Origin of the sequence: Zoogloea sp., from assembly GCF_028693495.1 — a bacterium.
Lineage (GTDB): Bacteria > Pseudomonadota > Gammaproteobacteria > Burkholderiales > Rhodocyclaceae > Zoogloea.
This window is the reverse complement of sequence record NZ_JAQUVG010000027.1, coordinates 1-24,423: the sequence shown is the minus strand read 5'-3', so window position 1 is coordinate 24,423 and position 24,423 is coordinate 1. Positions and strand designations below refer to the sequence as shown.

The following is a 24,423-nucleotide window of genomic DNA, read 5'->3' as shown; positions in this document are numbered from 1 at the left end:
AGGAATGGCAACGATCCGCAGTTTAGCCCCGGGACACTTCCCGATGCGTGACGGATCCCGGGTGGAGCGCCATTTCGATCACGGCGACAGCCCGCTCCGGCCGGGCCTGGCCGCACATGAATACATCCACTGCCGCAAACCCATGCTCGGGCCAGGTGTGGATGCTGATGTGGGACTCCTGCAGGAGCAGCACGCCGGTGACCCCCAGGCCAGGCCCGAAAGGATGGAAATAACCGCCCACCGGCGTGGCTCCAGCGGCCCTGGCCGCTTCCCTCAGCAAGACCTCGATGGCCGACACATCCTGCAGCAGCCTGGCCGCCACTCCGTGGAAGTCCGCCAGCAGATGCCGTCCGCGGGGTTCGTGCCGGGCCAGCGGACTCACTTGTGCCCCCCTCCCGACGACCAGTTGCTCCCGGAACCACTGCTCCAGCCACGGCTGGAGCTGCCCGAACTCCCCCGGGTGTCCAGATTGATGAGCGTGGCTACAAACACCACCACCAGCCCGAAGATCACATAACCCCAGCGGCTCATTCCCGTGGCTCGAACCAGTCGGTGTGGAGCGGCAGCCAGAGCACCGCCAGGGCCAGCAAGGTGATGATCCAGCTGGACACGCCTCCCATGAAGGACAGGGGAACATTGATCAGCAGCAGCACCCCTGAAAAGATCCAGGCCAGGGGGCGCAGGACCTCGGGTGCTGCCACCTCCGCCGGCACCTTCAGCTCCTGCGTGGCATGGGCAGCGAGCGCGCCGCCCTTGGCAAACCAGCCATCCACCTGACTGGCAGGCACCCGTTGGGCCATGGACCAGGTGATCTCCGCCCTACTACGTTCACAGCACAGGATGCCACGCCCCACCCGGCGGTAATCGGTGAGGCTGACCCGATCGCCGACCCGGACCCGCCAGTTGAAGGCGCCCGCCGCGTACACCACTTCGGCACCATAAGCCTGCAGGCGGGTGAAGGCCACTCCATCGAGGGTCACGGCACTGGCAGAGACCGCCTCCGGCCAGGTATCCAGCACCTGGACCTTGTCCCAGCCCAGGGACGACTCCACCAGCCACAGGAAACGCCCGCTCAGGGAATACAGCAGATATTCGGTCCAGGTCTCGTCGCTGTCCGTCTCCCGCTGCCGGAGCAGGCCGATCAGCATCCAGTCCTGCCCATCGAAGCGGGCCTGATCTCCCAGGGCCAGACTGGTATCCGCCAGGGCTTCCCGACGGCTTGCATCCATCACCTCCAGCGTGCTGGTGGTGGCCTCGCTGACGGTACCGCAGGCCGGGCAGTGCAAATGGGCCGCAACCGCCGGACGCCAGTGGATCGACGCTCCGCAGGCGGGGCAGGCCAGGGTCGATGCTTCCCCCCGCAAATGACCAGCACTCCTGCGGATCTGCTCTGGCGCGCGCAGCAACTGGCACTTGAGATCCTCGAGCCCCACCGCCTTGCCCATGTAACGCCGGGGCTTCGGGCTGTCGGAATAATCCAGGGTGAGAAAACGGTGGGCCTGGCGATAATCCGCAACCCGGGCCTCCCATCCGGGTCCGACCACAAACGGCAACTCCCCCTCACCCCCCGTGCACCGGGCCGTCCGCAAATCAGCCAATGAGTAGGTCTGACCATCGTGACGATAGCGTCCCCCCGGCACCAGTCGCCCAAAGGGCTGCGCATTTTCGGCAATCCCGTCGTCCAGCGTGACCGCATACTGGCCCGACGCGTCCGACAGCCAGCCGGCCCGGCCATCGTCGAAGAGGATGTACCACTCGTTCCAGAAACCGTCGTCGTAGCGCAGCTGAATCCGTCCGACCACCCCGAAGGCCTGGCCGGCGTACATCCCGGCGGTGGTGATCTGGATCGGAGAATGGTCCTCCAGCACCGCCGACATCTTCCCCGCATCCCGCACAGCGTCCCCCTCCCGAACGACGGTGCTGTGACAGTAAGCACAGACCGCCATCGCGGAGGTGGGAGAGCGGAAGGCGACTTCCGCCCCGCAACCAGGACAGGCGAGGGTGAACACCCGGACGTCAGCCGATCAGTTTCTTCAGGATCTCGGCCTTGGCCGCATCGTAGTCCTGCTGGGTTACCAGACCCTTGTCGAGCAGGGTCTTGAGCTTGACCAGCCGGGCTTCCGGCTCATCGACGGCGGTTGGGGATGGCGCTGCCAGCGGCGTGGAGGACGTACCACCCCGCATCGTCTCCATCATCACCTGCCCCATGCCCAGACCCGCGGCCAGACCGGCACCCACTCCCGCCAGCCCCCCTTCGTTCTGGGCCGCCAGAGGCACCGACTGGGCGACCTGAAACTGGGTGTACTTGGCCAGGTCCCCAACCATTCCCATGGAAATCCGGGCATCGATGGCCTTCTGCAGCTCTTCGGGCAGGGAGATGCTCTCCACTGCAAAATTGTCCAGGGTCAGGCCGTAACGCTCGAAGGTGGGCGTCATCGCCTCGCACATCCGGTCGGACAGCAGCAGCTGGTTGGCGGCCATGTCCGCGAAGGGCACGTCCGCGCCCCCCAGGGTCGCGCTCATGGTGGCGACGATCAGGTTGCGCAGTTGCTGCTCCAGTTCATCCACGGTGTACTCGGCCCGGGTACCACTGATCTCGGTGAAAAATTTCCGCGGGTCGGCCAGCTTGTAGGAGTACATGCCGAAGGCCCGCAGGCGGACCATCCCGAAATCCTTGTCACGGATCGTGACGGGCTGGGGCGTCCCCCACCTGCGCCCCAGCTGGAGGCGGGTGCTGAAGAAATAGACGTCGGACTTGAAGGGAGACTCGAAGAGCTTATCCCAGTTCTTCAGGTTGGTGAGTACCGGGATGGTCTGGGTGGTGAGCCGGTACATGCCCGGCCCGAACACGTCGGCCACCTGGCCTTCGTTTACGAAGACGGCCATCTGGCTGTCGCGTACCGTCAGGCTGGCCCCGTACTGGATCTCAAAATCCTCCATGGGGTGGCGCCAGGCCAGGGTGCCGTCACTCTCCTCGTTCCACTGGAGGACATCGATGAATTGCTTCTTGATGAAGGATCCGAGACTCATGGGCTCACTCCGGAAAGATCTGGGGAATTGGACGGCTTCAGGACATGCAGGCAGCGTTGATCACCCCGACCACCAGCGCCGCGGTGCCGATGGTCGTCCCCGCGGCCACGTTGTTGCCGGCCAGCGCGTCGGGCAGGCGCGGGAACAGGCGGGACACGAGGGCGTAGGTGAGCACCTGGACCACAAGGCCGCTCAGGCTCCACAGCAGGAAACGCTCGTAGCTGTCGTTGTGGAGGATGCTGGAGGCGACGGTCAGGGAGAAACCCAGCACTGCCCCACCCAGGGACAGGGCCGGCGCCACCATTCCCTGCCGGATCAGGCTGCGTTCACAGAAGGGCGTCACCCACAGGTAAATCGCCGTGAATACCGCGACCATGGCGACGCCGGAAACGAGATGGATCAGGTAATTGATGGCGGCGTCCATGAGGGGTCCTCGGTGTACTGGGCTGCTGGCCGGCGCATTTAGCCAGCATTTCCGGTGCCCTGCAAGCGCTTTCCGGGTAGAGTCCGCAGCCATGTCCGACGCGCCCTTTCCCGCTTCCGCCCCCCGCCTTTCCGACCGCCTGCTGATCCTGTCGGTCTTCGTCGTCGCTTCCTGCGGGCTGGCCTACGAGCTGATCGCCGGCGCCCTCTCCAGCTACCTGCTGGGCGACTCGGTGCTGCAGTTCTCGTCGATCATCGGCTGCTACCTCTTTGCAATGGGGGTTGGCTCCCACCTGTCGAAGTACGTGGATGACCGGGACGTGCTGGCCCGCTTCATCGACATCGAGCTGCTGGTGGGCCTGCTGGGGGGCGTGTCGGCCACCCTGCTGTTCCTGCTCTTCGCCTGGCTGTCCGTCCCATTCCGCACCGTACTGTATGCCCTGGTGTTCCTCATCGGTGTGCTGGTGGGCATGGAAATCCCGCTGGTGATGCGGGTGCTGCATGCCCGCCAGGCCCCCTTCAGCGAGTTGGTGAGCCGGGTGCTGACCTTCGATTATCTGGGGGCCCTGGCCGTGTCCCTGCTGTTCCCGCTGGTTCTGGCGCCCCAGCTGGGCCTGTCGCGTACCGCCTTCCTGTTCGGCATGACCAACGTGGCCGTCGCCCTGTGGACCCTGTGGCACTTCCGCCTGCAGGTGCCCGACCTGCGCGGCCGCCTGCTGCGGGGCCTGGTGCTGCTGTGCCTGCTGGCCGGGGGTCTGGCTTACGCCGAACGCCTGACCCGCTGGGCCGAACAGGGGCTGTTCGGCGATGAAATCCTCTACGCCACCACCACCCCCTACCAACGCATCGTCGTCACCCGCTGGAAGGACGACACCCGGCTGCACATCAACGGCAACCTGCAATTCTCCAGCCGCGACGAGCACCGCTACCACGAAGCCCTGGTACACCCGGCCCTGCAGCGCCTGCCCCACGCCCGCTCGGTACTGGTGCTGGGGGGCGGTGACGGGCTCGCCGTGCGGGAAATCCTCAAGCACCCGCAGGTGGAGCAGGTCGTGCTGGTGGACCTGGACCCCGAGATGACGGGTCTGTTCTCCCGCAACACCGAGCTCGCAGCCCTCAACGGCGGCGCCTTGACGGATTCCCGGGTGACGGTCATCAATGCCGATGCCGGCCAGTGGCTGGAAGCGGGCAGCGAGGTGTTCGACCTGATCATCGCCGACTTTCCCGATCCCTCCAGCTTTGGTCTCGGCAAGCTCTATTCGGTGCCCCTCTACCGGCTGATGGGGCGGCACCTGTCTGAGCGGGGCATGCTGGTGGTGCAGTCCACCTCCCCATGGTTCGCCCCCCTCAGCTTCTGGTGCATCGACGCCACCCTGCGGGAGGCCGGCTTTCACACCCACCCCTACCACGCCCACGTCCCGTCCTTCGGCGAGTGGGGCTTCAACCTCGCCACCCGCCACCCCGGCTATGCGCCTCCCGAACACTACAGCGTTCCCACCCGCTACCTGGACAGGGAGACCACCCGGCTGATGTTCCAGTTTCCGCCGGACATGGGGCGCCGGGAGGTAGAGCCCAACCACCTCAACAGCCAACGCCTGGTGCACTACTTCCAGCAGGACTGGAACCGGGTGGTGCGCTGATGCGACGCCGGAGCTTCCTGGCGGCCACCGGCAGCGGCAGCCTGGCGCTGACCCTGCCAGGCTGCCTGGACAGAGCCAGCCTGGCCCGTCGCGGCATCCCCATCCGGGTGCTGCGCCCGGGCATGGCCGAAGGCCACACCCTGCGGGACAGGACTGCACTGCCCGACGCCCGGGAGGAAATACACACCGGGGTGGCCATCCTCGGCAGCGGCATCGCCGGCCTCACCGCTGCCTGGCGCCTGGCACAAGCCGAGCATCCGGACTTCCTGCTGATCAACGGCCCCGAACCCGACGGTAATGCGGCGGGCGGACAACTGGATGGGATCCCGCACCCCCGGGGCGCCCACTACCTTCCCCTGCCCTCCCGGGAATCGACAGTCGTGCGGGAGATCCTGGCCGAGCAGGGCATCCTCGAATCCGATCCTGCGGGGGAACGGCCCCGCTACCGGGAGGACTGCCTGGTCCATGCCCCTGCAGAACGCCTCCTGTTCGCCGGTGAATGGCGGGAAGGCCTGCTGCCCACCGACCATGTCACGCCCGGGGAAGCCACCCAGCACCGGCGCTTCCTGGCCACCATGGCGCAGCTGGGTGGACGCCGCGGCCAGGACGGACGGCGGGTGTTCGCCGTACCGCGGACCGCCTCCTCCACCGATCCGGCCTGGCAGGCCCTCGACCGCCAGACCTTCGCCGCCTGGCTCCGGGCGGAGGACTACACCGCCCCCAGCCTGCTGGCCTGGCTAGACTACATCTGCAGGGATGAATACGGCGCCGGACCCACTCAGGTCTCGGCCTGGTTCGGCCTGCACTACTTCGCCAGCCGGAACGGCCAGGCCACGAATGCAGAAGAAGGGGCGGTGCTGACCTGGCCCGACGGGCTGGCACCCCTCGCCCGGGGCCTCCGGGCCAGGATTCCCGCCCACTGCCAGCGGGCTGGCACGGCCCTGACAGTGGAAGAGAACGGAGCGGATGTCCGCATCCTGGTCACGACGCCGGACGGCCCGCTGCGCATCCGGGCCCGCCGGGTCATCTGTGCCACCCCCCTGCACGTGACCGCCCGGCTGCTGGACCTGCGCCGTCATGGCTGCGATCCGAGCCAACACTTACCCCTCCAGGCGCCCTGGCTGGTGGCGAACTTCCTGCTCGACGGCTTCCCCGTCGAAACGGGAGACACCCCCCTCGCCTGGGACAATGTGATCCACGGCAGTCCAGGGCTGGGCTGGGTGGTGGCCACCCACCAGTGGATCCGCGCCGCCCGGCCAGCCCGGACCGTATTCACCACCTACCGGACCCTGGCCTCCCAGCCCGCCCGGGAGGCCCGTGCCTGGCTCGCCACGGCCTCCGCCGACACCCTCTTCGACCTGGCGGTCAGCGATCTGCATCAGGCCTACGGGGTGTGGGAGATGTGGCGCCGGACCCAGGCGGTGGAGATCACCGTGCGCGGCCACGGCATGGCCGCCGCCGCACCGGGGACCCTGACCAACCCGGGCCTGGCAGCGCTGCAGGCGGCCGACGGTACCATCCTATTCGCTCATTCGGACCTGTCCGGCTATTCGGTGTTCGAAGAAGCCGCCCACTGGGGCGACCGGGCCGCCCACAAGGTGCTGTCCGGCACCGCCTGACGGCGCATGCCCTCAGGCAGGTACCCGCCCGGAGCGGCGGCGGACCGCCTCACTGAGCAGATCCAGCACACAGTAAAAAGCCCCAGCAGCCAGGGGTGGGTTGCCCACCGGCCAGCCCACCCCTGGAGCCAGACTGCGCCAGCTCCAGTTCCCCAGCCAGGTACCCCACAGCTCCATGAGCAGGGAGAGGAGGAACATGGTCGCGTAAAGGCGTGGTGCCGGTCCGTAGCGCATGCAAAGCAGGAAAACGGCGAGCAGGGGCACCCCCAGCCAGTCCACCCGGGCCAGGGCCAACGCGCCCACGCCGAGGACCGCAAGCCACGGAATCAAGGACAACAAGCGCCCCGGGAGACGGGGCGCCAACTGCACGCCCAGCCAGTAAAGGAGAGCGTGCCCGGGAGGGACGAAGAGGGGCAGATTGCCCAGGCGATAGTCGTATAGACCCCAGGCCAGGGACAGCACCCCTTCCCCCAGGGTCGCAATCGCCAGACAGGCCAGCATGCGCAAGCGCAGCTCAGCACTGGCACGGACAAAGATCAGGGCCGCCAGCCCCCAGGTCCATAGGGACACTAGAGGCTGGGCCAGGGAGCCTCCCCGGGCATCCGCCAGCAGCCCGAAGACAATGGTGAGGATCACCAGACCGGAAATCCGGAACTCGACAGCACGCCTCTTCCCGGCCACGGCGAAGCTCCTTACTGGATACCCTGGCTGGACAGGTATTCCTCGTAGGTGCCGCGATAATCCACGATGTCGCCGGGGCCACGGATCTCGAGGATGCGGGTGGCGATCGACGACACGAAGGCGCGGTCGTGGGACACGAAGAACAGGGTACCGCCGAAATCGGCGATGCCCGAGTTGAGGGACTCGATGGACTCCATGTCCATGTGGTTGGTCGGCTCGTCGAGGAGCAGCACGTTCTTGCGCTGGAGCATCAGCTTGCCGAACAGCATGCGGCCCTGCTCGCCGCCGGAAATCACCTTGACCGACTTCTTCACGTCGTCGCCCTTGAACAGCAGACGGCCCAGGGTGCCGCGGATCAGGGTCTCGGCGTCATCCCCTTCGTAACCGCCTTCACGCACATAACCGCTGATCCAGTCGGTGAGGTTCTCGCCGCTGGCAAAATCCTCAGCGTGATCCTGGGCGTAGTAGCCGAGCTTGGCCTTCTCCGCCCACTTGATGGTGCCGAACTGGGGTGCCAGGCCGTGCAGGCCGGTGCCCACCAGCAGCTTCAGCAGGGTGGTCTTGCCGATGCCGTTCTCACCGATGATGGCGATGCGGTCATTGGCATCGGCGGTGAAGGTGAAGTTCTTGATGATCGGGTTGGCCGGATCGTAGCCGAAGGTGAGGTTCTCGATCTCGACGGCCTGGCGGTGCAGCTTGTCCTTCTCGTCGTAATCGAAGCGGATCCACGGGTACTGGCGGCTGGAGGGCTTGAACTCCTCGATCTTGATCTTCTCGATCTGCTTGGCGCGGCTGGTGGCCTGACGGGCCTTCGACTTGTTCGCCGAGAAGCGGCGTACGAACTCCTGCAGTTCCTGAACCTTCTCCTTGGCCTTCTGGTTGGCGCTGGACTGGCGCTCCCGGGCCTGAGTGGACGCCTCGATGTAATCGTCCCAGTTACCAGGCCACACCTGGATACGGCCGTAGTCCAGATCCGCCATGTGGGTACACACCTGATTCAGGAAGTGACGGTCGTGGGAGATGATGATCATGGTGGAGTTGCGCTCGTTGAGCACGTCTTCCAGCCAGCGGATGGTGTTGATATCCAGGTTGTTGGTCGGCTCGTCGAGCAGCAGGATGTCCGGATTGGCGAACAGGGCCTGGGCCAGCAGCACCCGCAGCTTCCAGCCCGGCGCCACTTCGCGCATCAGGCCCCCGTGCTGCTCGGTAGGGATACCCACCCCGTGGAGCAGTTCACCTGCACGCGCCTCGGCGGTGTAGCCGTCGTACTCGGCGAAGTGGCCCTCCAGTTCGGCGGCCTTCATGTAATCCTCTTCGGTGGCCTCCGGATTGGCGTAGATCGCGTCCTTCTCCTGCATGCAGGCCCACATCTCCGCATGGCCCTGCATCACCACGTCGAGCACCCGTACATCCTCGTAGCCAAACTGGTCCTGGCGCAGGAAGGCCATGCGCTCGCCACTATCAAGGGCCACATTACCGGCGGTCGGCTCAAGCACCCCGGCCAGGATCTTCATGAAGGTGGACTTGCCGGCCCCGTTGGCGCCGATCAGACCGTAGCGGTTGCCGTCACCAAACTTGACGGAAACGTTCTCGAACAGGGGCTTGGCCCCAAACTGCATGGTAATATTGTTGGCTATAAGCAAAGCATTGATTCCTTAAGAAGTTTTTTGTCTCAGCATCAGGCTTGGGGCATTTTTGGGGCAACCTTCAGTTTCTCCATCTCGATCCAGTCGTTGCTGCTGTCAAGCCAGCGGGCGTAGGTGGAGAGAAGAATCTGCACTGAGTGACCGAGTTGTTTAGCAATGAACGCCGGAGCCATGCCTGCCATCAGGCAGTAGGTTGCGTATGTATGGCGTGCATTATAAGGGCGACGGTAGCGTATCCCCAGTTCCTTGAGCCTAGCCTTCCAGCGCAGGTGCAGATCACTGGTGTCCTTCACGAACTCGGAGTTCTTGCTGGGCGGGAAGCAGTAGGGGAGTTCCTTCAACGCTGTCTCCCCTTTCAAGCGCCTGGCGGCGTACTCCTTGGCAAATTGGAGGGCATGCAAGGCGCGGTCGTTGAGGAGCACGTACCGATCCTCATGGGTCTTGGTTCGTTCATGCACCTCACCCAGGGCCACCACACGGCAGACATGCGCCGTCTTATTGACCAGATCCACCTCATCCCAGCGCAGGGCCAGGATCTCTCCTGGCCGCATGCCGGTGTAGAAGGCGAACTCGAAGTAGGCCCCATAGATCTGGGTGGGCCAGTGGGGCTCCTTGTAGATGTGCTCGATGATCCTGTCCGCCTCATCGATGGTGAAGGGGTCCGGATCCTTCTTGGTTCGCCTAGGCTGCTCCAGCCCCTCCATCGGATTCTCAGGGAGGATCCCATCCTGCACTGCTGAAGCCAGGATGGTGGAGAGCTTGGTCATGGCGTTGCGCTTGACCCCATCGGACTTCCACTTGATCTCGGCCAAGAGCTTCCGAAGGAACACGGTAGTGATCTGCTTCATCGGGACGATGGCCAGCTTGGGCATCCACCAGGTATTGAGACAGGTCTTGTAGCCCCTTCGCGTTCCCTCGGTGATGCTTCGGCTGTTCAGCCAGATCTGGGCGTACTCCCCAAAGCTCTGGCCTGCCTGACTCACTACGTGTGCGACATTGGTGGAGTCGGGAAACAGCTCTGCGTGTTTGGCTCCATCGAAGAGTTGATGTTCGATCAGGCTGACTACCTGATTGCGAAGACGTGCTGCGGACGTGATACCTGCCTGGGTCGGGGGGAACGGGACTGTTTCGGAACAACGCTTTCCGTTCCAGGAGAAACGGATACGGAGCACTCCATTTCGGAGTTCAACTCCGGTGGGAAGCCCCACAGACTTTCTTGCCATTGGTCATACCTCGATTTGCTGTAATAGATGAGCCGGCCCTGTCGGGTCCAAACCCATTCAGGGATTTGTTTGCGTGCTCTGCGACTCTGCAGAGCACGGTTGGTGGTGCCGAGAATCTCGGCCATCTGCTGTTCAGTTACTTTGTCTTGGACTTCAGTCATGTATATCTCTGGATAAAGAAGCTGACCGGTCCGTTACGTGAGCTCTCACTCACAGCCACAGCCCAGTCGGCCGTAGTTAAATAAAAAGGGGGCTACAAATCAGCCCCCTCTTAACCTCAATTGATCAATATGCTTGGCCACATCCTCCGCGTGGTACAGCGGAGTGCGGGCCTGCTTGATGAAGGGGATGCCAAGAGCACCGGATCCCCGTTGGTTTCGGATTGTCCCCGGCTCCATGTGGAGCACCTCACCCAGTTGCTCTTCGGTGAGGAGGGGGCCGTACTTATCCATCAAGAAAGCGGCCGTCAGAAAACTCATTATTTACTCCTTGTCAGAGTGATCAAATCTATTCGCTGAATCCTTAATCAAAACGCGGAAATTAAACGCTCTGGAACCACAGAGGTGACCTACACATTCGTTCGAACTTAACTGACCTCTCCACCTAGCATCGCAATCGCTGCTTCACCCTACAAATACAGGGCTCACAGATACTCTTGGCTTCAGTAATCAATAGATCTCCTTCGTGGTTTTGGGCTCCCAGTGGAGATCCAGCTCAACGCCAGCCTCAATCAGGGATTGGATGCTCACGTAGCCCCACTCCGCATCCCACCAGCCACCTCCGAAGACATCGCACTTGCCAAAGGCCTGGAGCTGATCTCCGATACCGGAAAGGGGGTGGTTGGGGTCCAGGGCATCTCCTATGTCCCGCTCGACGATCCAGGCATCCACACCGCCTCGGCAGTAGTGCAGATGCACCATCTTCTCGGGCATGTGGATGTGGTCGGTCTGGTACGTGAGGGGTGTGGCAAGGATTCGATGCACCGTCCGGAGGACGGCTTGTGCAACACCTACCCCTTCCTCGCTCTTCAGCTGCTCTTTGAGCATGAAGCGCTGGTCGATGGGCATGAACTTCTCAAGGAGGCCGCCATTGGACAGATGCAGGGCAGCCATGAACTTGTCTTGGTCAGACACTTATTCTCTTCTCCAAATGAAAAAGGGAGCCACATGGGCTCCCGGAAAAATGCACTCCCAAAGGGAGAAGTTACGGAGGACGGGCCAGTAACTGACCGCGATCTAATATGAAGTAAAACCTGGGGAATCCTCAGGCCAAACTATAACCAGCCTGGCCGCACCCAAAACATCTACCCATCGACTTTGAACCTTCAACAAACAGCCATGGAGACCACTTCAATTCGACGATTTAGCCGGAACCTGACCGTTCAGATTGCCTCATTTAGAACGGCACCACAGGCTTTCTGACTGACGCACGGGCACAGTCATGACACCCTTTGCTCGGCACCGACATCAAGAGTCAGAGCAAGAAAATTGAAGGCTTCAGCAGCTGGAGAGTATCTTGCGAGACCTCATCACGTACTTAAGACAGTGATCAAGCCGCCCTCCGGGCGGTTTAATGAATCACAAAAAAGAAACGCTCGACAACAGGCAAACCCAAAAGACTTTGAAAGCAGCACATGGGGCTTACCAAGAAAGGAGATCACCCTAAAACAAAAAAGGAGAGCTTTGGCTCTCCTTTTTTCTCACTCACTCGCCTCCTCTTATAAATCAAAGTATTTCAGCTAAGGTGTTTTTGCTGCCTGACAAACTGCCCAGCCAATAGCTGAAATCACATTACCACCCTGTTCCACATAATCGTAAGAGCCTGTAAATTTACCCGCCATATCCGTTTCAATGATTTTCCCATAACCATTAAAGCAGGCCTCCATGGGGATCTTCATTATTGCAAAATGAACACTACTCCCCTTCTTAGGAGAAACCCACCGTGTAATCCACATAGCCTCTTGAGCCCCTCCTTTACTTTTTTCTACTCTAAGAGAGCCTTTTTTCAAAGAGATAACGCCATCCTCTGTTTGTTGTATATGAATCCATTGACTGGAATTCTCTTCGGCAGACTGCCCCATACCTAGTGATGGGGTGAGTATCCCAATACATAATAGATACTTCGCCGACTTCATGATGCCTATCTGTTCTATAAATCTTCGAGCAAACATCAGTTACTCCTCCCAAATACCACCACCACGTTGGCCTTGCATTCGATCACGGGAACTGCCCACGTTGTAAGGATTAAGTTGATCTCTGCGCTGAGCTTCCAAATCGACGTTGTATCTGTTGTTGTCTACAGGATTGTTTCGATTGTATTGATACTGCTGCCCTGAAGATCCTCTGTAGCTGTCGTCATCTCCATGACCTCTAAGATAGACCCCAGTTGTGCATTGCCCATTGATCACTGGACCAACACATCCGGCCCAAGAGACTGCCGACATCAAGACCAAGGAAACACCCAGGACGACTCCTCGCATAACTGCTCCTCTTCTAGTTTTACTTCACCGAAATCTGACTTGGATTGCTTACTTCCATTTCAGCTGCTCCGCCGTAGACTCCCATCCTCCCTGTGGCACAGATGGTTCTCCCTTGAAGCCGCTGAAGGGAACCTCCGAATGCAGAAAGATCCTTACCCCAAACCAGAAGGGTCATCCTGGCTTTATCTGGATAAGCTCTACCCACGTTGATCCAGGTAGGAGCACCTTTTATGTCTGACCTATGGACCACCTCCACCACAGGCCCCGAGAACGATTCAACGGATCCTGAATATCTACTGGCTTCGTTCCAGCGAACTGGAGAATCACAGGAAGTGCCTGCGGCAACCTGGGTTGCTGCGCCACCCAGGCAGGTAGTCAACAAGACGGCTGAAACTACCTTTCTTAGCATCTAACAACTTCTCCGAACTTGATGGCTTGGAGTCTATAGATGCAAGCCAGATGAAAGCTATGATCTACTTCACATTATTTACATGGGAACGTAATCCAATTTCTTACGCGACCACTCCAAAAACCACCCACCTCTCCGCTTCCACCTTCACACGATCTATTTTTACGCCCATGGGGCACCCCCGGAGGGGGTCTTCTACACTCTAAATAAATCAATCCAAAAGCACTCATAGACAGCATCATTCATGGCCAAACCTGACAGACTGTCCTGCTGTTTGCCTTGAGATGGTTGCGCGGCTCTTCAACGCTTTTTCTTGGGCTGATGGCTGGGGTTGCATTAACCCCACCAAGGTGAACTTGGAAGTTAGCCTTACCAAATGAAACTCTTTCACAAACCCACAGGAGCCACCGGAGGTGGCCTCCTCCACCATAGGCGAGCCTGTTTACTTTGTTCTAAAAAAGTGTAGACTCCGGACCTTATAATGCTTTTGCTCGACTTCTCGTCTACTGCTCTTTACTTCGTTCTTCACTTAATTCCTCTCTTTACAAGTTCGTTAAAGCCCCCGGAGGGGGCCTTTGTCTACTAGGTGAACTTAGGTATATCAACTGAGTTTACGCGCGAGGTACCAAACTTCCGGCTTGGTTCACATCTCAGAGGTGGTCATGCGCCGGATCGCCGAAGAACCTCAGGCACTTCAAACGATGAGCAAGTTGGCAACCAACCTGCGCTTCAGCATCTCAGTCGCTTTCGCGTTGCACATCGCCAGTTCTTGAACGTCCGTGTCTTTGAGCGTCTTGGTCCGGCAAGGGCAGGCATCAATGAGCTGCTGAATTGGCCCATGAACACACGAAGGCAAAACACGAAGGTAGTCATGCAGATTGCTAGATGCATTGAGGACCTGACTGATGAAGTCCAGAACAGACGGGATCTCCCTCTCGCTGACGTCTCGTAGGTCCTTCAAGTATTCATCCATATCTCCAAAGAGTTCCGGGATGAGCGTATTGATCATCTTGGGCAGCTTCTGGTCTTCACAGGCGTAAATCTGGCGGCCGTAGACAAACGAGAGATGCTTACTGGAAAGAACCTGTGAGTTCTTCCGAATGATGGCCTCCAGCCTCCTTTTGAACTGATCCTGGGCAGCCCCATAAAGATGCGAAACAAGCAGATCCTTGACCTGCTGCTTTGTTACGGGATGATGAGAGAGGGTATTCACACACAACCTTTCTGGATAACGGCACATCACATACAAGTGAATGCCAAAGAACCCTCACAGCCAGCCGAATAGGCAGGTGAGGAATGAAATTTCCTACAAACTTCTGAGAAGAAACTCACTTCATGGATCAGCCCTTCAGACTTGAAGCATAGAATCCCCTTCGGATTCACCAAATCTGTGCTTTAAGCTGAGTAACTCCAATAGCCCCCCTCAAGATCTGCAGTTAATGTATCGGCTGCATACAGCTACTCGAACTGGATCGTGCAGAGTTAGCATATCGGTACTCGAGTGAAGACAGACTTCTAAGAAGTTCTCCTTCACTCCACTCTCCTGTATCTCCAAGGCGCAGAGTTACTGGCACTCAGCGGTCTGAAGGCCCAATTCCTACCCTCTTTCTAGCCTTCACAAAAGCACCCGAAAGGCGCGTCTCTTCTGGGCTTTTACGTGAATGCCTATCGTCCCCTTGACTGAGTTCAGTACCGCTACTTGATGTGACTGACCCTTTGTGTGCGCCTTGAGATGTGTTTCAAGCATCCTGGCCAACCGTTGAGTCAGCGTGAATCCGTGCTCCAAACCAACGGTCTCCAACTCTGTGCTCTATCGGGCTGATATCGGTTCGGAAAAACAGCATCAAAAATCGGACTTGGGGGCATGGGGGGGGAGGTTTGGATTCTCACTCTCTACAGGTGAGTCCAGACCTCGTAGGCCTGCGAGTAACTCTCTGAAAACCCGAGGCAGCAGGATCTGGACACCACCGCTCACGGTCAGGCCAAGTATCAGGATGAATAGAGAGCAGAAGAACGGAAGCTGAAGAACCAAGGACTCCCGCAGTCCAAAGCAAATCATTTGCGCAGCAAGGTAGTTTGAAGTTCAGCGTAGCTCCAGGATCGTCGTCATTGAACTGGAGATTGGCTCAGTAGGACACAGACTGAAGCGAGCTCAGTTCAGCAGCCCAAACCTGCAGCACAACTTCTGAGGTGGAGCACCCAACCTTCCTCACCTCCTTCGTCGGTTCAAGAAGCTCCTGACTTCAGTAAAGAGTGCAGCAGTTCACTCTATCCATGTGCATCAATTCGCAAGGTACTACCCAGCGAGCACTGACTATCCGGCACCTGATGGACCATCGATTGTTCACCGTGTACCTTACGGACCGCACTGCTCCCGAATCTGGTGGTTTCTCATGGCAGAAGCCACACCTGTATGGCTTCATCCTCACACATGCTGGACGACATCAAGAAAACCCTCTGGGCAGCAGCTGACAAGCTGCGAGCCAACATGGATGCAGCAGAGTACAAGCACCTCGTGCTCGGACTCATCTTCCTCAAGTACATCTCTGACAGCTTTGCGGCCCGCAGGGCCGAACTCACTAGGCGCTTCCAGGACGAGGCTGACGACTACTTCCTGCATGAGCGCGACGATCAGATGCTCGCCGAGGAACTGGAGGAGCGGGACTACTACAAGGAGGTCAATGCCTTCTGGGTTCCCGAAGCCGCCCGCTGGGAAGCCGTCAGGGCCAGCGCCAAGCAGACGGACATAGGCAAGCGCATCGATGATGCCCTGGCATTGATCGAAAACGAGAACGCAGCCCTGAAGAAGATCGGGCTGGACAAGCGCTACGCACGGGCACAACTACCGGACGGCAAACTTGGTGAGTTGGTGGATCTGGTTTCCACCATTGGCTTTGGTGAAGAAGCCAGCCAGGCTCGGGATGTTCTAGGGCAGGTTTACGAGTACTTCCTTGGGCAGTTTGCCAACGCAGAAGGCAAGAAGGGCGGACAGTTCTACACGCCCGCCAGCATCGTCAAAACCCTGGTTGCGGTACTCGCTCCTCACCATGGCAAGGTCTATGACCCTTGCTGCGGCTCTGGCGGCATGTTTGTACAGTCGGAGAAGTTCATCGAAGCCCATGGCGGCAAGCTGGGGGATGTCTCCATCTACGGCCAGGAATCCAACCCCACCACCTGGCGTCTGGCGGCGATGAACCTTGCAATCAGAGGCATCGACTTCAACCTTGGCAAGGAACCTGCCGACACCTTCACGAAGAACCAGCATCAGGATCTGCGGGCAGACTTCATCCTTGCCAACCCTCCGTTCAATATCAGCGACTGGTGGCATGGCAGTCTCGAAGGTGACCCCCGCTGGGTTTATGGAGATCCACCGCAAGGGAATGCCAACTACGCCTGGCTTCAGCACATGCTCCACCATCTTGCCCCCAATGGTCGGGCCGGAATAGTGCTCGCCAACGGCAGCATGAGTTCAAGCCAGAACAACGAGGGCGTGATCCGGGCAGCAATGGTCGAGGCCGATGTAGTTGAAGTAATGATCGCCCTGCCCGGACAGCTGTTTTTCAACACGCAGATCCCTGCGTGCTTGTGGTTTCTCTGTAAGAAGAAGACCACCCGCAAGGGAGAAGTGCTATTCATCGACGCTCGCAAACTCGGCACGATGATCAGCCGTGTGCAGGCGGAGCTGACTGATGAAGTGATCGAACGTATTGCGGCCACGGTAGCCGCGTGGCGCGGTGAATCTGGTGACTATGCAGATCAGGCTGGTTACAGCCGCAGCGTGACGCTCTCCGAGATTGCCGGACACGGCCACGTGCTGACACCTGGGCGGTATGTGGGCTCGGAAGAAGTCGAGGATGACGATGACGCCTTTGCCGAGAAGATGCAGAAGCTCACGGAGCAGTTGGGTGAGCAGATGGCTAAGGGTGCGGAGCTGGATGCGTTGATCCGGACGAAGCTGAGGGGGCTGGGGTATGAGTTCTGAAGCGTCTTTGACACTGGGTGATTTCGTTACTCTTGTCCGTGGCACGACCTACAAAGGCAACCTAGTAGGCAAGCCTGGACCTGCATTACTCGGTCTTGGCTCGATTGAGCCCGGAGGCGGATTTCGTGATACCGACTTCAAAACATACGGAGGCGAGTGCCCGGAGAAATTGATGCTCAGCCCAGGCGACTTGTTTGCAGCGCTCAAGGGTGCGACGAAGGACGGGAAAATGATCGGTTCCGTTGCTCGGGTACCTCCATTCGTTCAGTCGGGTCGTTTGACGCAGGATACAGTCAAGCTCAAGTTTTGTCGTCAAGACAACGAGACGGTGAGCTACGTCTATTGGCTGCTCAGAACCCCACAATACCGTGACTATTGCGCTGGACGAGCAACGGGCAGTGCAGTTGTTGCGTTAAGCCGTGAGGATTTTCTAGCTTACCCAGTTCCCGCGCAGACTTCCTTGCGGGCCAGGGTGGTTGAGTTGCTCGAAGAAATTGAGATTCGAATTGCCCTCCTGCGTGACACCAACGCCACCCTCGAATCCATCGCCCAAGCACTGTTCAAATCCTGGTTCGTCGACTTCGACCCGGTCCGTACCAAGCAGCAAGGACTTGCCCCGGAAGGAATGGATGAGGAGACAGCGGCGCTGTTTCCGGATGAGTTCGAGGAATCGGAACTGGGGTTGGTGCCGAAGGGGTGGAGGATTGGGGCTGTTGACAGTTTTGCTGAGCGAGTTGGGATGGGGCCCTTTGGATCCAATATCAAAGTCTCAACGTTTGTTGAACATGGTGTTCCAATCATCAGTGGGCAGCATCTCAAAAAACTTTTGGTAGAAGACAATAGCTTTAACTACATCACGGAGGATCATGCAGAGAAACTGGCCAAGTCCTGCGTAAGGGCTGGTGATGTGATTTTCACGCACGCGGGTAGCATCGGCCAGGTTAGTTTGCTCCATGCTGCTGCGCGCTTTGGTGAGTATGTACTCTCACAGCGCCAGTTCTTTCTTCGTTGCGATCTATCCGAGATGCGACCGGAATGGGTGACGTACTACTTTCGCTCACCACAAGGCCAGCACCAACTGTTAGCCAATATGTCTCAGGTCGGAGTCCCGTCCATTGCCCGCCCAGTGACCTACTTGCGGTCTATTCGGTTACTTATTCCTCCGTTGCCGATCATTGATCGGTTTTCTTCGATTGCTGATTCTGTTCATCAACGATTGATGCTCAGTCGCCAACATATCAAGACACTTACCACCCTCCGTGACACCCTGCTCCCCCGCCTGATCTCCGGCCAACTCCGCCTGCCCGAGGCCGAGTCCCTACTGGAGGAAGCCCCAGCATGATCTCCTCCCCGGAAACCAAAGGTCTGCCAGAGGGATACTCGGAGTGGCTGACCCGCCTCAAGACCAGCATCAACCCGGCACACCAACGGGGACCTTCCGCTTTACGCATCGCCAACGACCTGCATAGAAAACTGCCTTTCCCATACAGATCGGAAAGGACATGTATAGATAATCCAGTTTTTTATACACGTTCAACACCAGAAACGACTTGCCATGAACGCTCTGCGCTCCCTCGATAGCCTGGACCCGGCTCGCTTCGACAACCTGGCCATCCTGAAGCGGCTTGCCAGCAGTAGCCGCAAGCTGGCGGAGTTGAAGGGGATTGCCGCATCGATCCCCAATCAGAGCATTCTGATCAACACACTGGGCCTTCAGGAAGCAAAGGACAGCTCCGAGATCGAAAACATCGTCACCACGCACGATGAACTATTCAAGGATGAAGTCCTCCCGGAGGCCTTTGCCAACCCGGCGGCCAAGGAGGTTCTCCGCTACCGGCAGGCCCTACGGCTTGGCTATGAACAGGTGCGCGACACAGGCCTGATCACGGCCAACCACCTTGTCGAGATCCAGGCAGAGCTGGAGCGCAACAACGCTGGCTTCCGAAAATTGCCTGGAACCGCACTGAAGAGCAGTAGGGGGGAGACGGTTTACACCCCTCCACAGGATCCCACAGTGATCGTGGAGTTGATGCGCGGACTCGAGCACTTCATCAACGACGAGACCCTCTTTCCTGCCGATCCGCTGATAAAGATGGCGCTGATCCACCACCAGTTCGAGAGCATCCATCCTTTCTACGATGGCAACGGACGTACCGGGCGCATCCTCAACGTGCTTTACCTGGTCAAAGAGGGCCTGCTGGATGTCCCGGTCCTCTACCTCTCAAGCCATATCGTCCGTACCAAGTCCGACTACTACCGCCTTTTGCAATCGGTACGCGATCAGGACACCTGGGAGGAGTGGGTCCTCTACATGCTCGAAGCTGTAGAACAGACCGCTGCCCAAACGATCACCACGATCCATGCCATCAAGACGGCCTTCTTCGACTACAAGCATCGCATCCGGGCTGGCTTCAAGTTCTACAGCCAGGACTTGATCAACAACCTCTTCAACCATCCTTACACGAAGATTGAGTTCATTCAGCAGGATCTGGAAGTCTCCCGTCTGACGGCCGCCAAGTACCTGGACGAACTTGCCGCTGCTGGTTTCGTGCAGAAGCACAAGCTCGGGCGCAGCAACTACTACATCAACGTAGCCCTCAACGACATCCTGCTGGGCAGGTCGAAATGACCGAAGACCAACTCGAACAGGAAGCACTCGGCTGGCTTACCGATGTAGGCTACGCCACTTTGCACGGCCCTGCCCTGGCTCCGGATGGAGAGCGTCCCGAGCGTCAGAGCTATCAGCAGGTGCTCCTTGTCGAGCGACTCCGTCAGGCACTTGCGCGGCTGAACCCCCAGCTCACGCCGACAGCCAGAGAGGATGCCTTCAAGCACGTGGTGGATCTGGGCATCCCCTCTCTGCTGTCGGCCAACCGCCGCCTTCACCAGTTACTGGTTGCGGGTGTTCCAGTCGAGGTGCAGAGACAGGGGGAAACCCTTGGTGACTTTGCCCGCCTGATCGATTGGATCAATCCCACCAACAACGAGTGGCTTGCCGTCAGCCAGTACTCCGTCAAGGGCCCGCATCACACCCGCCGACCGGACACCGTGCTGTTTGTGAATGGTTTGCCTCTGGTGGTCATCGAGCTCAAGAACCCGGCAGATGCCAACGCCGACATCTGGAAGGCCTTCGAGCAACTGCAGACCTACAAGGAACAGATCCCCGACCTCTTTCAGTACAACGAGATCATGGTGATCTCGGATGGCACCGATGCCCGCATGGGCTCGCTGTCCGCCGACGCTGAGCGCTTCATGCAGTGGCGCACGATCGATGGGGTGCAGCTTGATCCACTGGGCGAGTTTCAGGAGCTCGAGACACTGATACGTGGTGTGCTGGCTCCCGCTGCACTGCTGGAATATCTACGCTACTTTGTCCTCTTCGAGGACGACGGCGGCCTGATCAAGAAGATTGCCGGATACCACCAGCTCCATGCGGTGAAGGCCGTCGTCCAGCAGGTGATTGCCGCATCCCGTCCAGGTGGAAGTCATAAAGGTGGGGTTGTCTGGCACACCCAGGGGAGCGGCAAGAGCATCACCATGACCTGCTTCGCAGCCCGGGTGATGCAGGAAACTGCGATGGAGAACCCTACCATCGTCGTCATCACGGACAGAAACGATCTGGACGGACAGCTGTTTGGGGTGTTCTCCCTGGCTCAGGATCTGCTCCGTGAGCAGCCAGTCCAAGCCAACACTCGGCAGGACCTTCGCAAACTGCTGGCCAACCGCCCCTCCGGTGGGATCATCTTCACCACCATCCAGAAGTTCATGCCCGGGGAAGACGAGGACACCTTCCCGCAACTCTCGGACCGGAACAACATCGTCGTCATTGCGGACGAGGCACATCGCACCCAGTACGGCTTTGAAGCCAAGCTCAAGACCTTCAAACCTCAAGCCAGCGCCAACGACCCGGCAGGCCTGATCGCAGCCGAGCCCGTAACCAAGTATCAAGTTGGCTATGCCCAGCACCTGCGGGACGCACTCCCAAGGGCTACCTTCGTGGCGTTCACCGGAACTCCGGTATCCAGTGAGGATAGGGACACTCGGGCTGTCTTCGGTGAGTACATCCACATCTACGACATGCAGCAGGCGAAGGAGGATGGGGCCACGGTTGCCATCTACTTCGAGTCCCGTCTTGCCAAGCTCTCCTTGAAAACCGAGGAGCTCCCCCACGTTGATGAAGAGGTCGACGAACTGGCTGAGGACGAGGAGGAGGACCAGCAGGCCCGCCTGAAGAGTAGATGGGCTGCACTGGAAAGGGTTGTAGGTGCAGAGCCCCGCATAGCTCAGGTGGCGGCTGATCTGGTTTCCCACTTCCTGGAAAGGGACCAGGCCCTGAACGGCAAGGCCATGGTTGTAGCCATGAGCCGGGATATCTGCGTCCACCTCTACAACGAAATCGTGAAGCTGAAGCCAGAGTGGCACGACACCGATCCTGAGAAGGGTGCAATCAAGATCGTCATGACAGGTTCGGCCAGTGACAAGGCCCTGCTACGCCCCCACATCTACAGCAAGCAGATCAAGAAGCGCCTCGAAAAGCGCTTCAAGGATCCTGCGGACCCACTGCGCCTCGTGATCGTCCGGGACATGTGGCTGACTGGCTTCGATGCTCCCTGCGTTCATACCCTTTACGTGGACAAGCCCATGAAGGGCCACAATCTGATGCAGGCCATCGCTCGGGTGAATCGCGTATTCAAGGACAAGCAAGGCGGTCTGGTGGTGGACTACATCGGCATCGCCAACGAGCTGAAGTCCGCCCTCAAGGACTACACCGCAAGCCAGGGACGAGGCCGACCAACCGTCGATGCGGCCGAGGCCTATGCCATCCTGGAGGAGAAGTTGGACATCCTTCGGGGCCTGCTTCATGGCTTCGATTATTCTGACTTTCAGACAGCCGGACACAAGCGCCTGGCTGGCGCGGCCAACCATGTACTGGGGATTGACGACGGGAAGAAGCGCTTTGCCGATCAAGCGACTGCCATGACCAAGGCCTTCACCCTGTGCTGCACACTGGATGAAGCCAAGGCTGTGCGCGAGGAGGTCGCCTTCTTCCAGGCAGTGAAAGTGATCCTCACCAAGCGTGATCTGACCAAGCAGAAGAAAACCAATGAAGAACGGGAACTGGCAATACGGCAGATCATTGGTTCTGCTGTGGTTTCCGAAGAGGTCGTAGACATATTCAGTGCCGTCGGACTGGACAAACCCAACATCGGCATCCTGGACGATGAATTCCTGGCTGAGGTGCGCAACCTTCCGGAGCGCAACCTTGCGGTAGAGCTCCTCGAGCGACTGCTCGAAGGTGAGATCAAATCCCGCTTCGCAGGCAACGTAGTACAGGAGAAGAAGTTTTCCGAACTCCTGGCCAACGTCGTCAAGCGCTATCAGAACCGTGCCATCGAGACAGCCCAGGTCATCGAGGAGCTGATCGAAATGGCCAAGAAGTTCCGGGCAGCCTCAACCCGGGGGGAAGAACTCGGCCTCACGGAAGATGAGGTTCGCTTCTACGATGCCCTCGCAGACAATGAGTCTGCAGTGCGGGAACTCTCGGATGAAACCCTGAAGAAGATCGCCCACGAACTGACTGAGAATCTGCGGAAGAACCTTTCGGTGGACTGGTCAGAACGAGAGAGTGTTCGTGCCCGCCTGCGCATCATGGTCAGACGCATCCTGCGCAAGTACAAGTACCCACCAGACCAGCAGGATGGCGCGGTGGAGTTGGTACTCCAGCAAGCGAGAGCACTGAGCGAGGCATGGTCGTACTGATCCATGACAACCTCTGTCGTTAAGGGATGAGATGGATACAACAAAAGAATGCCCATTCTGCGGCATACAGATTAAGTTGCATCGCTGGCAGAGGCACGTCAGTACTCGATGTCCAAAGTCACCAAACGCCCTGAAGGGCGGGACGATCCCACCGCCTGGAACCAAGCGGAAACTTGGGGCAGAGAAAAGGCCTCCAGAGATTGGAGCCAGTTACAGTTCTGACACTAGGAAAGAACCAAAAGTCGTCCATCTTCGTTCCCGTCTGGAGCGGCTGTTTAGGGAACTGGAGGTCGGCTCCAATGCGCCGGGGGACGAGGACTTGGCGAGGGAGTTCAAGGCGTTCTACGAGTACTACGTACGTCTGGGGCCTTCTAGGGCGTCGTCACCGAGGCAATCCGCAACGACTAACTCGGATGGGAGTCGGTCCGTTTCAATCAAGGCGGTCAGTGGAGGGCTTCCAAGCCTGGGGAAGAAGGCGAAGTGATGCAGCAGCCCCCTCACAGCCACAACGCGGTTCACCACCACCTCATCACAAAATAATAAGCAGACTGGGGGCCGCCTAGCTCCCAGGACACCACGGCAGAGAGACGGCAAAGCCCACCGAAATAGGCTTCTCACCGGGCAGTTCTATGCGTCCCGCTCATCGCCCCCTGCTGGCGGTAGTGCTGCTGCCGTCATCTCAGACTATAGAGTTGAATGCTGTCGGGCCTCTCGGTAGCACCGCCCTGCCAGAACATTCCATTGCCATTATCTCTGGGGCAATTCTTGGGGCAGAGTTTGGGCCAAAGAGTGTTTTTGTGAGTATTCGTGAGTTGCTAAGCCATTGATTCTTATCGCACGAGTACTCAACAAAACCCCATCAGTACTGCATGGTGATGTTGTTGGCAATGAGCAAGGTATTGATTCCTTTGTATTTTCCAGGCTTTAAACAGATTCTTTGGCCCATTTTGGACCAACTTTCAGCTTCTCCATTCCTGCCCAGCCGTTGCGACTGTCAGGCCCACGGGCATGAGTGGAGAGCCGCCTCTGTATCGAGTGACCTGGTGATTGTGCGCTGAACGCAGCTGCCATGCCTGCCGTGAGGCAGGTGGTTGCGCAGGTGTGGCATACATTATAGGGGTGACGGTAGCGGATCCCCAGCTCCGTGAACCTGTCCTTCCCGCTGCGGCGCTGCGCGCCAGCCGGGACCCGTTCATCCACGCCCCCCGCAGCGCAGGGAGGCCGCCCAGGCTTTCTCGGGCGCCATGATGACACGCTCCCTGAGCCCAGCGCGGCAACATTCAGGCCCGCGCGCTCAGACCAGCGAAGGGCCGGACACGATGGCCGCGGCCTCGCTCTCCGAGATGCGCACCGTTGCCGTCGAGATCACGTGGATGGTCAGCCAGTCATGCAGGCGCATCGCCCCGTAAGCGTTCAGCCCGCGGCGTAGTTGCTACGCCACGCGTCTTGAGATATCCGAGCGCAGCGGAGCCTTTTCGAAGTGCTGCTTCCACAGCCGAGGCGTGAGCTGTGCGACATCGGCGGCCGGGTG

The 24,423-nt window shown here is 59.1% G+C and carries 18 protein-coding genes; 6 read left to right on the top strand and 12 right to left on the bottom strand.

What is annotated here, in order from left to right:
- Window positions 1-22: 22 nt before the first annotated feature.
- Genes speD through PHD22_RS06580 form a run of 5 tightly spaced genes read right to left on the bottom strand, consistent with a single transcriptional unit; the run spans window position 23 to window position 3,454 of the window.
- The gene (gene speD / locus PHD22_RS06600) at window positions 23-382 is read right to left on the bottom strand and encodes an adenosylmethionine decarboxylase (RefSeq protein ID WP_299864025.1); all 360 of its coding nucleotides are present in this window, start codon (window positions 380-382) and stop codon (window positions 23-25) included.
- Window positions 379-531, bottom strand: coding sequence for a hypothetical protein (locus PHD22_RS06595; RefSeq protein ID WP_299864023.1), 153 nt, complete (start codon window positions 529-531; stop codon window positions 379-381). Before PHD22_RS06595 ends, speD begins: the two co-directional genes overlap by 4 nt.
- Window positions 528-2,009, bottom strand: coding sequence for a DUF4178 domain-containing protein (locus tag PHD22_RS06590; protein WP_299864021.1), 1,482 nt, complete (start codon window positions 2,007-2,009; stop codon window positions 528-530). Before PHD22_RS06590 ends, PHD22_RS06595 begins: the two co-directional genes overlap by 4 nt.
- Before the next feature lie 7 nt (window positions 2,010-2,016).
- The gene (locus PHD22_RS06585; RefSeq protein ID WP_299864019.1) at window positions 2,017-3,030 is read right to left on the bottom strand and encodes an SPFH domain-containing protein; all 1,014 of its coding nucleotides are present in this window, start codon (window positions 3,028-3,030) and stop codon (window positions 2,017-2,019) included.
- A gap of 37 nt (window positions 3,031-3,067) precedes the next feature.
- A complete protein-coding gene (locus tag PHD22_RS06580; protein WP_299864017.1) occupies window positions 3,068-3,454 on the bottom strand; it encodes a DUF350 domain-containing protein in 387 nt (128 codons plus the stop codon).
- A gap of 91 nt (window positions 3,455-3,545) precedes the next feature.
- On the opposite strand from PHD22_RS06580, the gene PHD22_RS06575 reads away from it, so the two are divergent.
- Window positions 3,546-5,093, top strand: coding sequence for a polyamine aminopropyltransferase (locus tag PHD22_RS06575; protein WP_299864014.1), 1,548 nt, complete (start codon window positions 3,546-3,548; stop codon window positions 5,091-5,093).
- Entirely contained in the window at window positions 5,093-6,712 is a 1,620-nt protein-coding gene (locus PHD22_RS06570) for an NAD(P)/FAD-dependent oxidoreductase (protein WP_299864011.1), read from the top strand. Before PHD22_RS06575 ends, PHD22_RS06570 begins: the two co-directional genes overlap by 1 nt.
- Window positions 6,713-6,724: 12 nt before the next feature.
- Here the strand turns inward: PHD22_RS06570 and PHD22_RS06565 are convergent, their stop codons facing one another.
- The 7 genes from PHD22_RS06565 to PHD22_RS06535 all read right to left on the bottom strand — a co-directional run bounded on the left by PHD22_RS06565 (window position 6,725) and on the right by PHD22_RS06535 (window position 14,363).
- Entirely contained in the window at window positions 6,725-7,393 is a 669-nt protein-coding gene (locus PHD22_RS06565; RefSeq protein ID WP_299864008.1) for a hypothetical protein, read from the bottom strand.
- An 11-nt stretch (window positions 7,394-7,404) separates the two neighbouring features.
- On the bottom strand, window positions 7,405-9,036 hold the full coding sequence (locus PHD22_RS06560; RefSeq protein ID WP_299864005.1) for an ABC-F family ATPase: 1,632 nt from the start codon (window positions 9,034-9,036) through the stop codon (window positions 7,405-7,407).
- A gap of 35 nt (window positions 9,037-9,071) precedes the next feature.
- Complete coding sequence (locus PHD22_RS06555; protein WP_299864002.1) at window positions 9,072-10,262, bottom strand: tyrosine-type recombinase/integrase; 1,191 nt, start codon at window positions 10,260-10,262, stop codon at window positions 9,072-9,074.
- 260 nt (window positions 10,263-10,522) lie between these two features.
- Entirely contained in the window at window positions 10,523-10,741 is a 219-nt protein-coding gene (locus PHD22_RS06550) for a hypothetical protein (protein ID WP_299863999.1), read from the bottom strand.
- 189 nt (window positions 10,742-10,930) lie between these two features.
- Complete coding sequence (locus PHD22_RS06545) at window positions 10,931-11,395, bottom strand: hypothetical protein (RefSeq protein WP_299863996.1); 465 nt, start codon at window positions 11,393-11,395, stop codon at window positions 10,931-10,933.
- Window positions 11,396-12,000: 605 nt separating this feature from the next.
- Complete coding sequence (locus PHD22_RS06540; protein WP_299863993.1) at window positions 12,001-12,432, bottom strand: hypothetical protein; 432 nt, start codon at window positions 12,430-12,432, stop codon at window positions 12,001-12,003.
- A gap of 1,412 nt (window positions 12,433-13,844) precedes the next feature.
- Window positions 13,845-14,363, bottom strand: coding sequence for a hypothetical protein (locus PHD22_RS06535; RefSeq protein ID WP_299863990.1), 519 nt, complete (start codon window positions 14,361-14,363; stop codon window positions 13,845-13,847).
- Window positions 14,364-15,563: 1,200 nt separating this feature from the next.
- Here PHD22_RS06535 and PHD22_RS06530 point away from each other — a divergent pair.
- The 4 genes from PHD22_RS06530 (at window position 15,564) to PHD22_RS06515 (ending at window position 22,892) form a co-directional block, all read left to right on the top strand.
- Entirely contained in the window at window positions 15,564-17,132 is a 1,569-nt protein-coding gene (locus PHD22_RS06530) for a class I SAM-dependent DNA methyltransferase (protein WP_299863987.1), read from the top strand.
- Window positions 17,122-18,474, top strand: coding sequence for a hypothetical protein (locus PHD22_RS06525; protein ID WP_299863984.1), 1,353 nt, complete (start codon window positions 17,122-17,124; stop codon window positions 18,472-18,474). Before PHD22_RS06530 ends, PHD22_RS06525 begins: the two co-directional genes overlap by 11 nt.
- 213 nt (window positions 18,475-18,687) lie before the next feature.
- On the top strand, window positions 18,688-19,761 hold the full coding sequence (locus PHD22_RS06520; protein ID WP_299863981.1) for a Fic family protein: 1,074 nt from the start codon (window positions 18,688-18,690) through the stop codon (window positions 19,759-19,761).
- Window positions 19,758-22,892, top strand: coding sequence for a type I restriction endonuclease subunit R (locus PHD22_RS06515; RefSeq protein ID WP_299863978.1), 3,135 nt, complete (start codon window positions 19,758-19,760; stop codon window positions 22,890-22,892). Before PHD22_RS06520 ends, PHD22_RS06515 begins: the two co-directional genes overlap by 4 nt.
- The last annotated feature ends 1,531 nt before the right edge of the window (window positions 22,893-24,423 follow it).

What these genes read in the sequence shown, in the direction of transcription:
- PHD22_RS06520 (WP_299863981.1), top strand. Translation starts at nt 18,688, where the DNA reads ATGAACGCTCTGCGCTCCCTCGATAGCCTGGACCCGGCTCGCTTCGAC.
- PHD22_RS06525 (WP_299863984.1), top strand. Translation starts at nt 17,122, where the DNA reads ATGAGTTCTGAAGCGTCTTTGACACTGGGTGATTTCGTTACTCTTGTC.
- PHD22_RS06585 (WP_299864019.1), bottom strand. Translation starts at nt 3,030, where the DNA reads ATGAGTCTCGGATCCTTCATCAAGAAGCAATTCATCGATGTCCTCCAG.
- PHD22_RS06570 (WP_299864011.1), top strand. Translation starts at nt 5,093, where the DNA reads ATGCGACGCCGGAGCTTCCTGGCGGCCACCGGCAGCGGCAGCCTGGCG.
- PHD22_RS06540 (WP_299863993.1), bottom strand. Translation starts at nt 12,432, where the DNA reads ATGTTTGCTCGAAGATTTATAGAACAGATAGGCATCATGAAGTCGGCG.
- PHD22_RS06595 (WP_299864023.1), bottom strand. Translation starts at nt 531, where the DNA reads ATGAGCCGCTGGGGTTATGTGATCTTCGGGCTGGTGGTGGTGTTTGTA.
- PHD22_RS06555 (WP_299864002.1), bottom strand. Translation starts at nt 10,262, where the DNA reads ATGGCAAGAAAGTCTGTGGGGCTTCCCACCGGAGTTGAACTCCGAAAT.
- PHD22_RS06580 (WP_299864017.1), bottom strand. Translation starts at nt 3,454, where the DNA reads ATGGACGCCGCCATCAATTACCTGATCCATCTCGTTTCCGGCGTCGCC.
- PHD22_RS06575 (WP_299864014.1), top strand. Translation starts at nt 3,546, where the DNA reads ATGTCCGACGCGCCCTTTCCCGCTTCCGCCCCCCGCCTTTCCGACCGC.
- PHD22_RS06530 (WP_299863987.1), top strand. Translation starts at nt 15,564, where the DNA reads ATGGCTTCATCCTCACACATGCTGGACGACATCAAGAAAACCCTCTGG.
- PHD22_RS06550 (WP_299863999.1), bottom strand. Translation starts at nt 10,741, where the DNA reads ATGAGTTTTCTGACGGCCGCTTTCTTGATGGATAAGTACGGCCCCCTC.
- PHD22_RS06515 (WP_299863978.1), top strand. Translation starts at nt 19,758, where the DNA reads ATGACCGAAGACCAACTCGAACAGGAAGCACTCGGCTGGCTTACCGAT.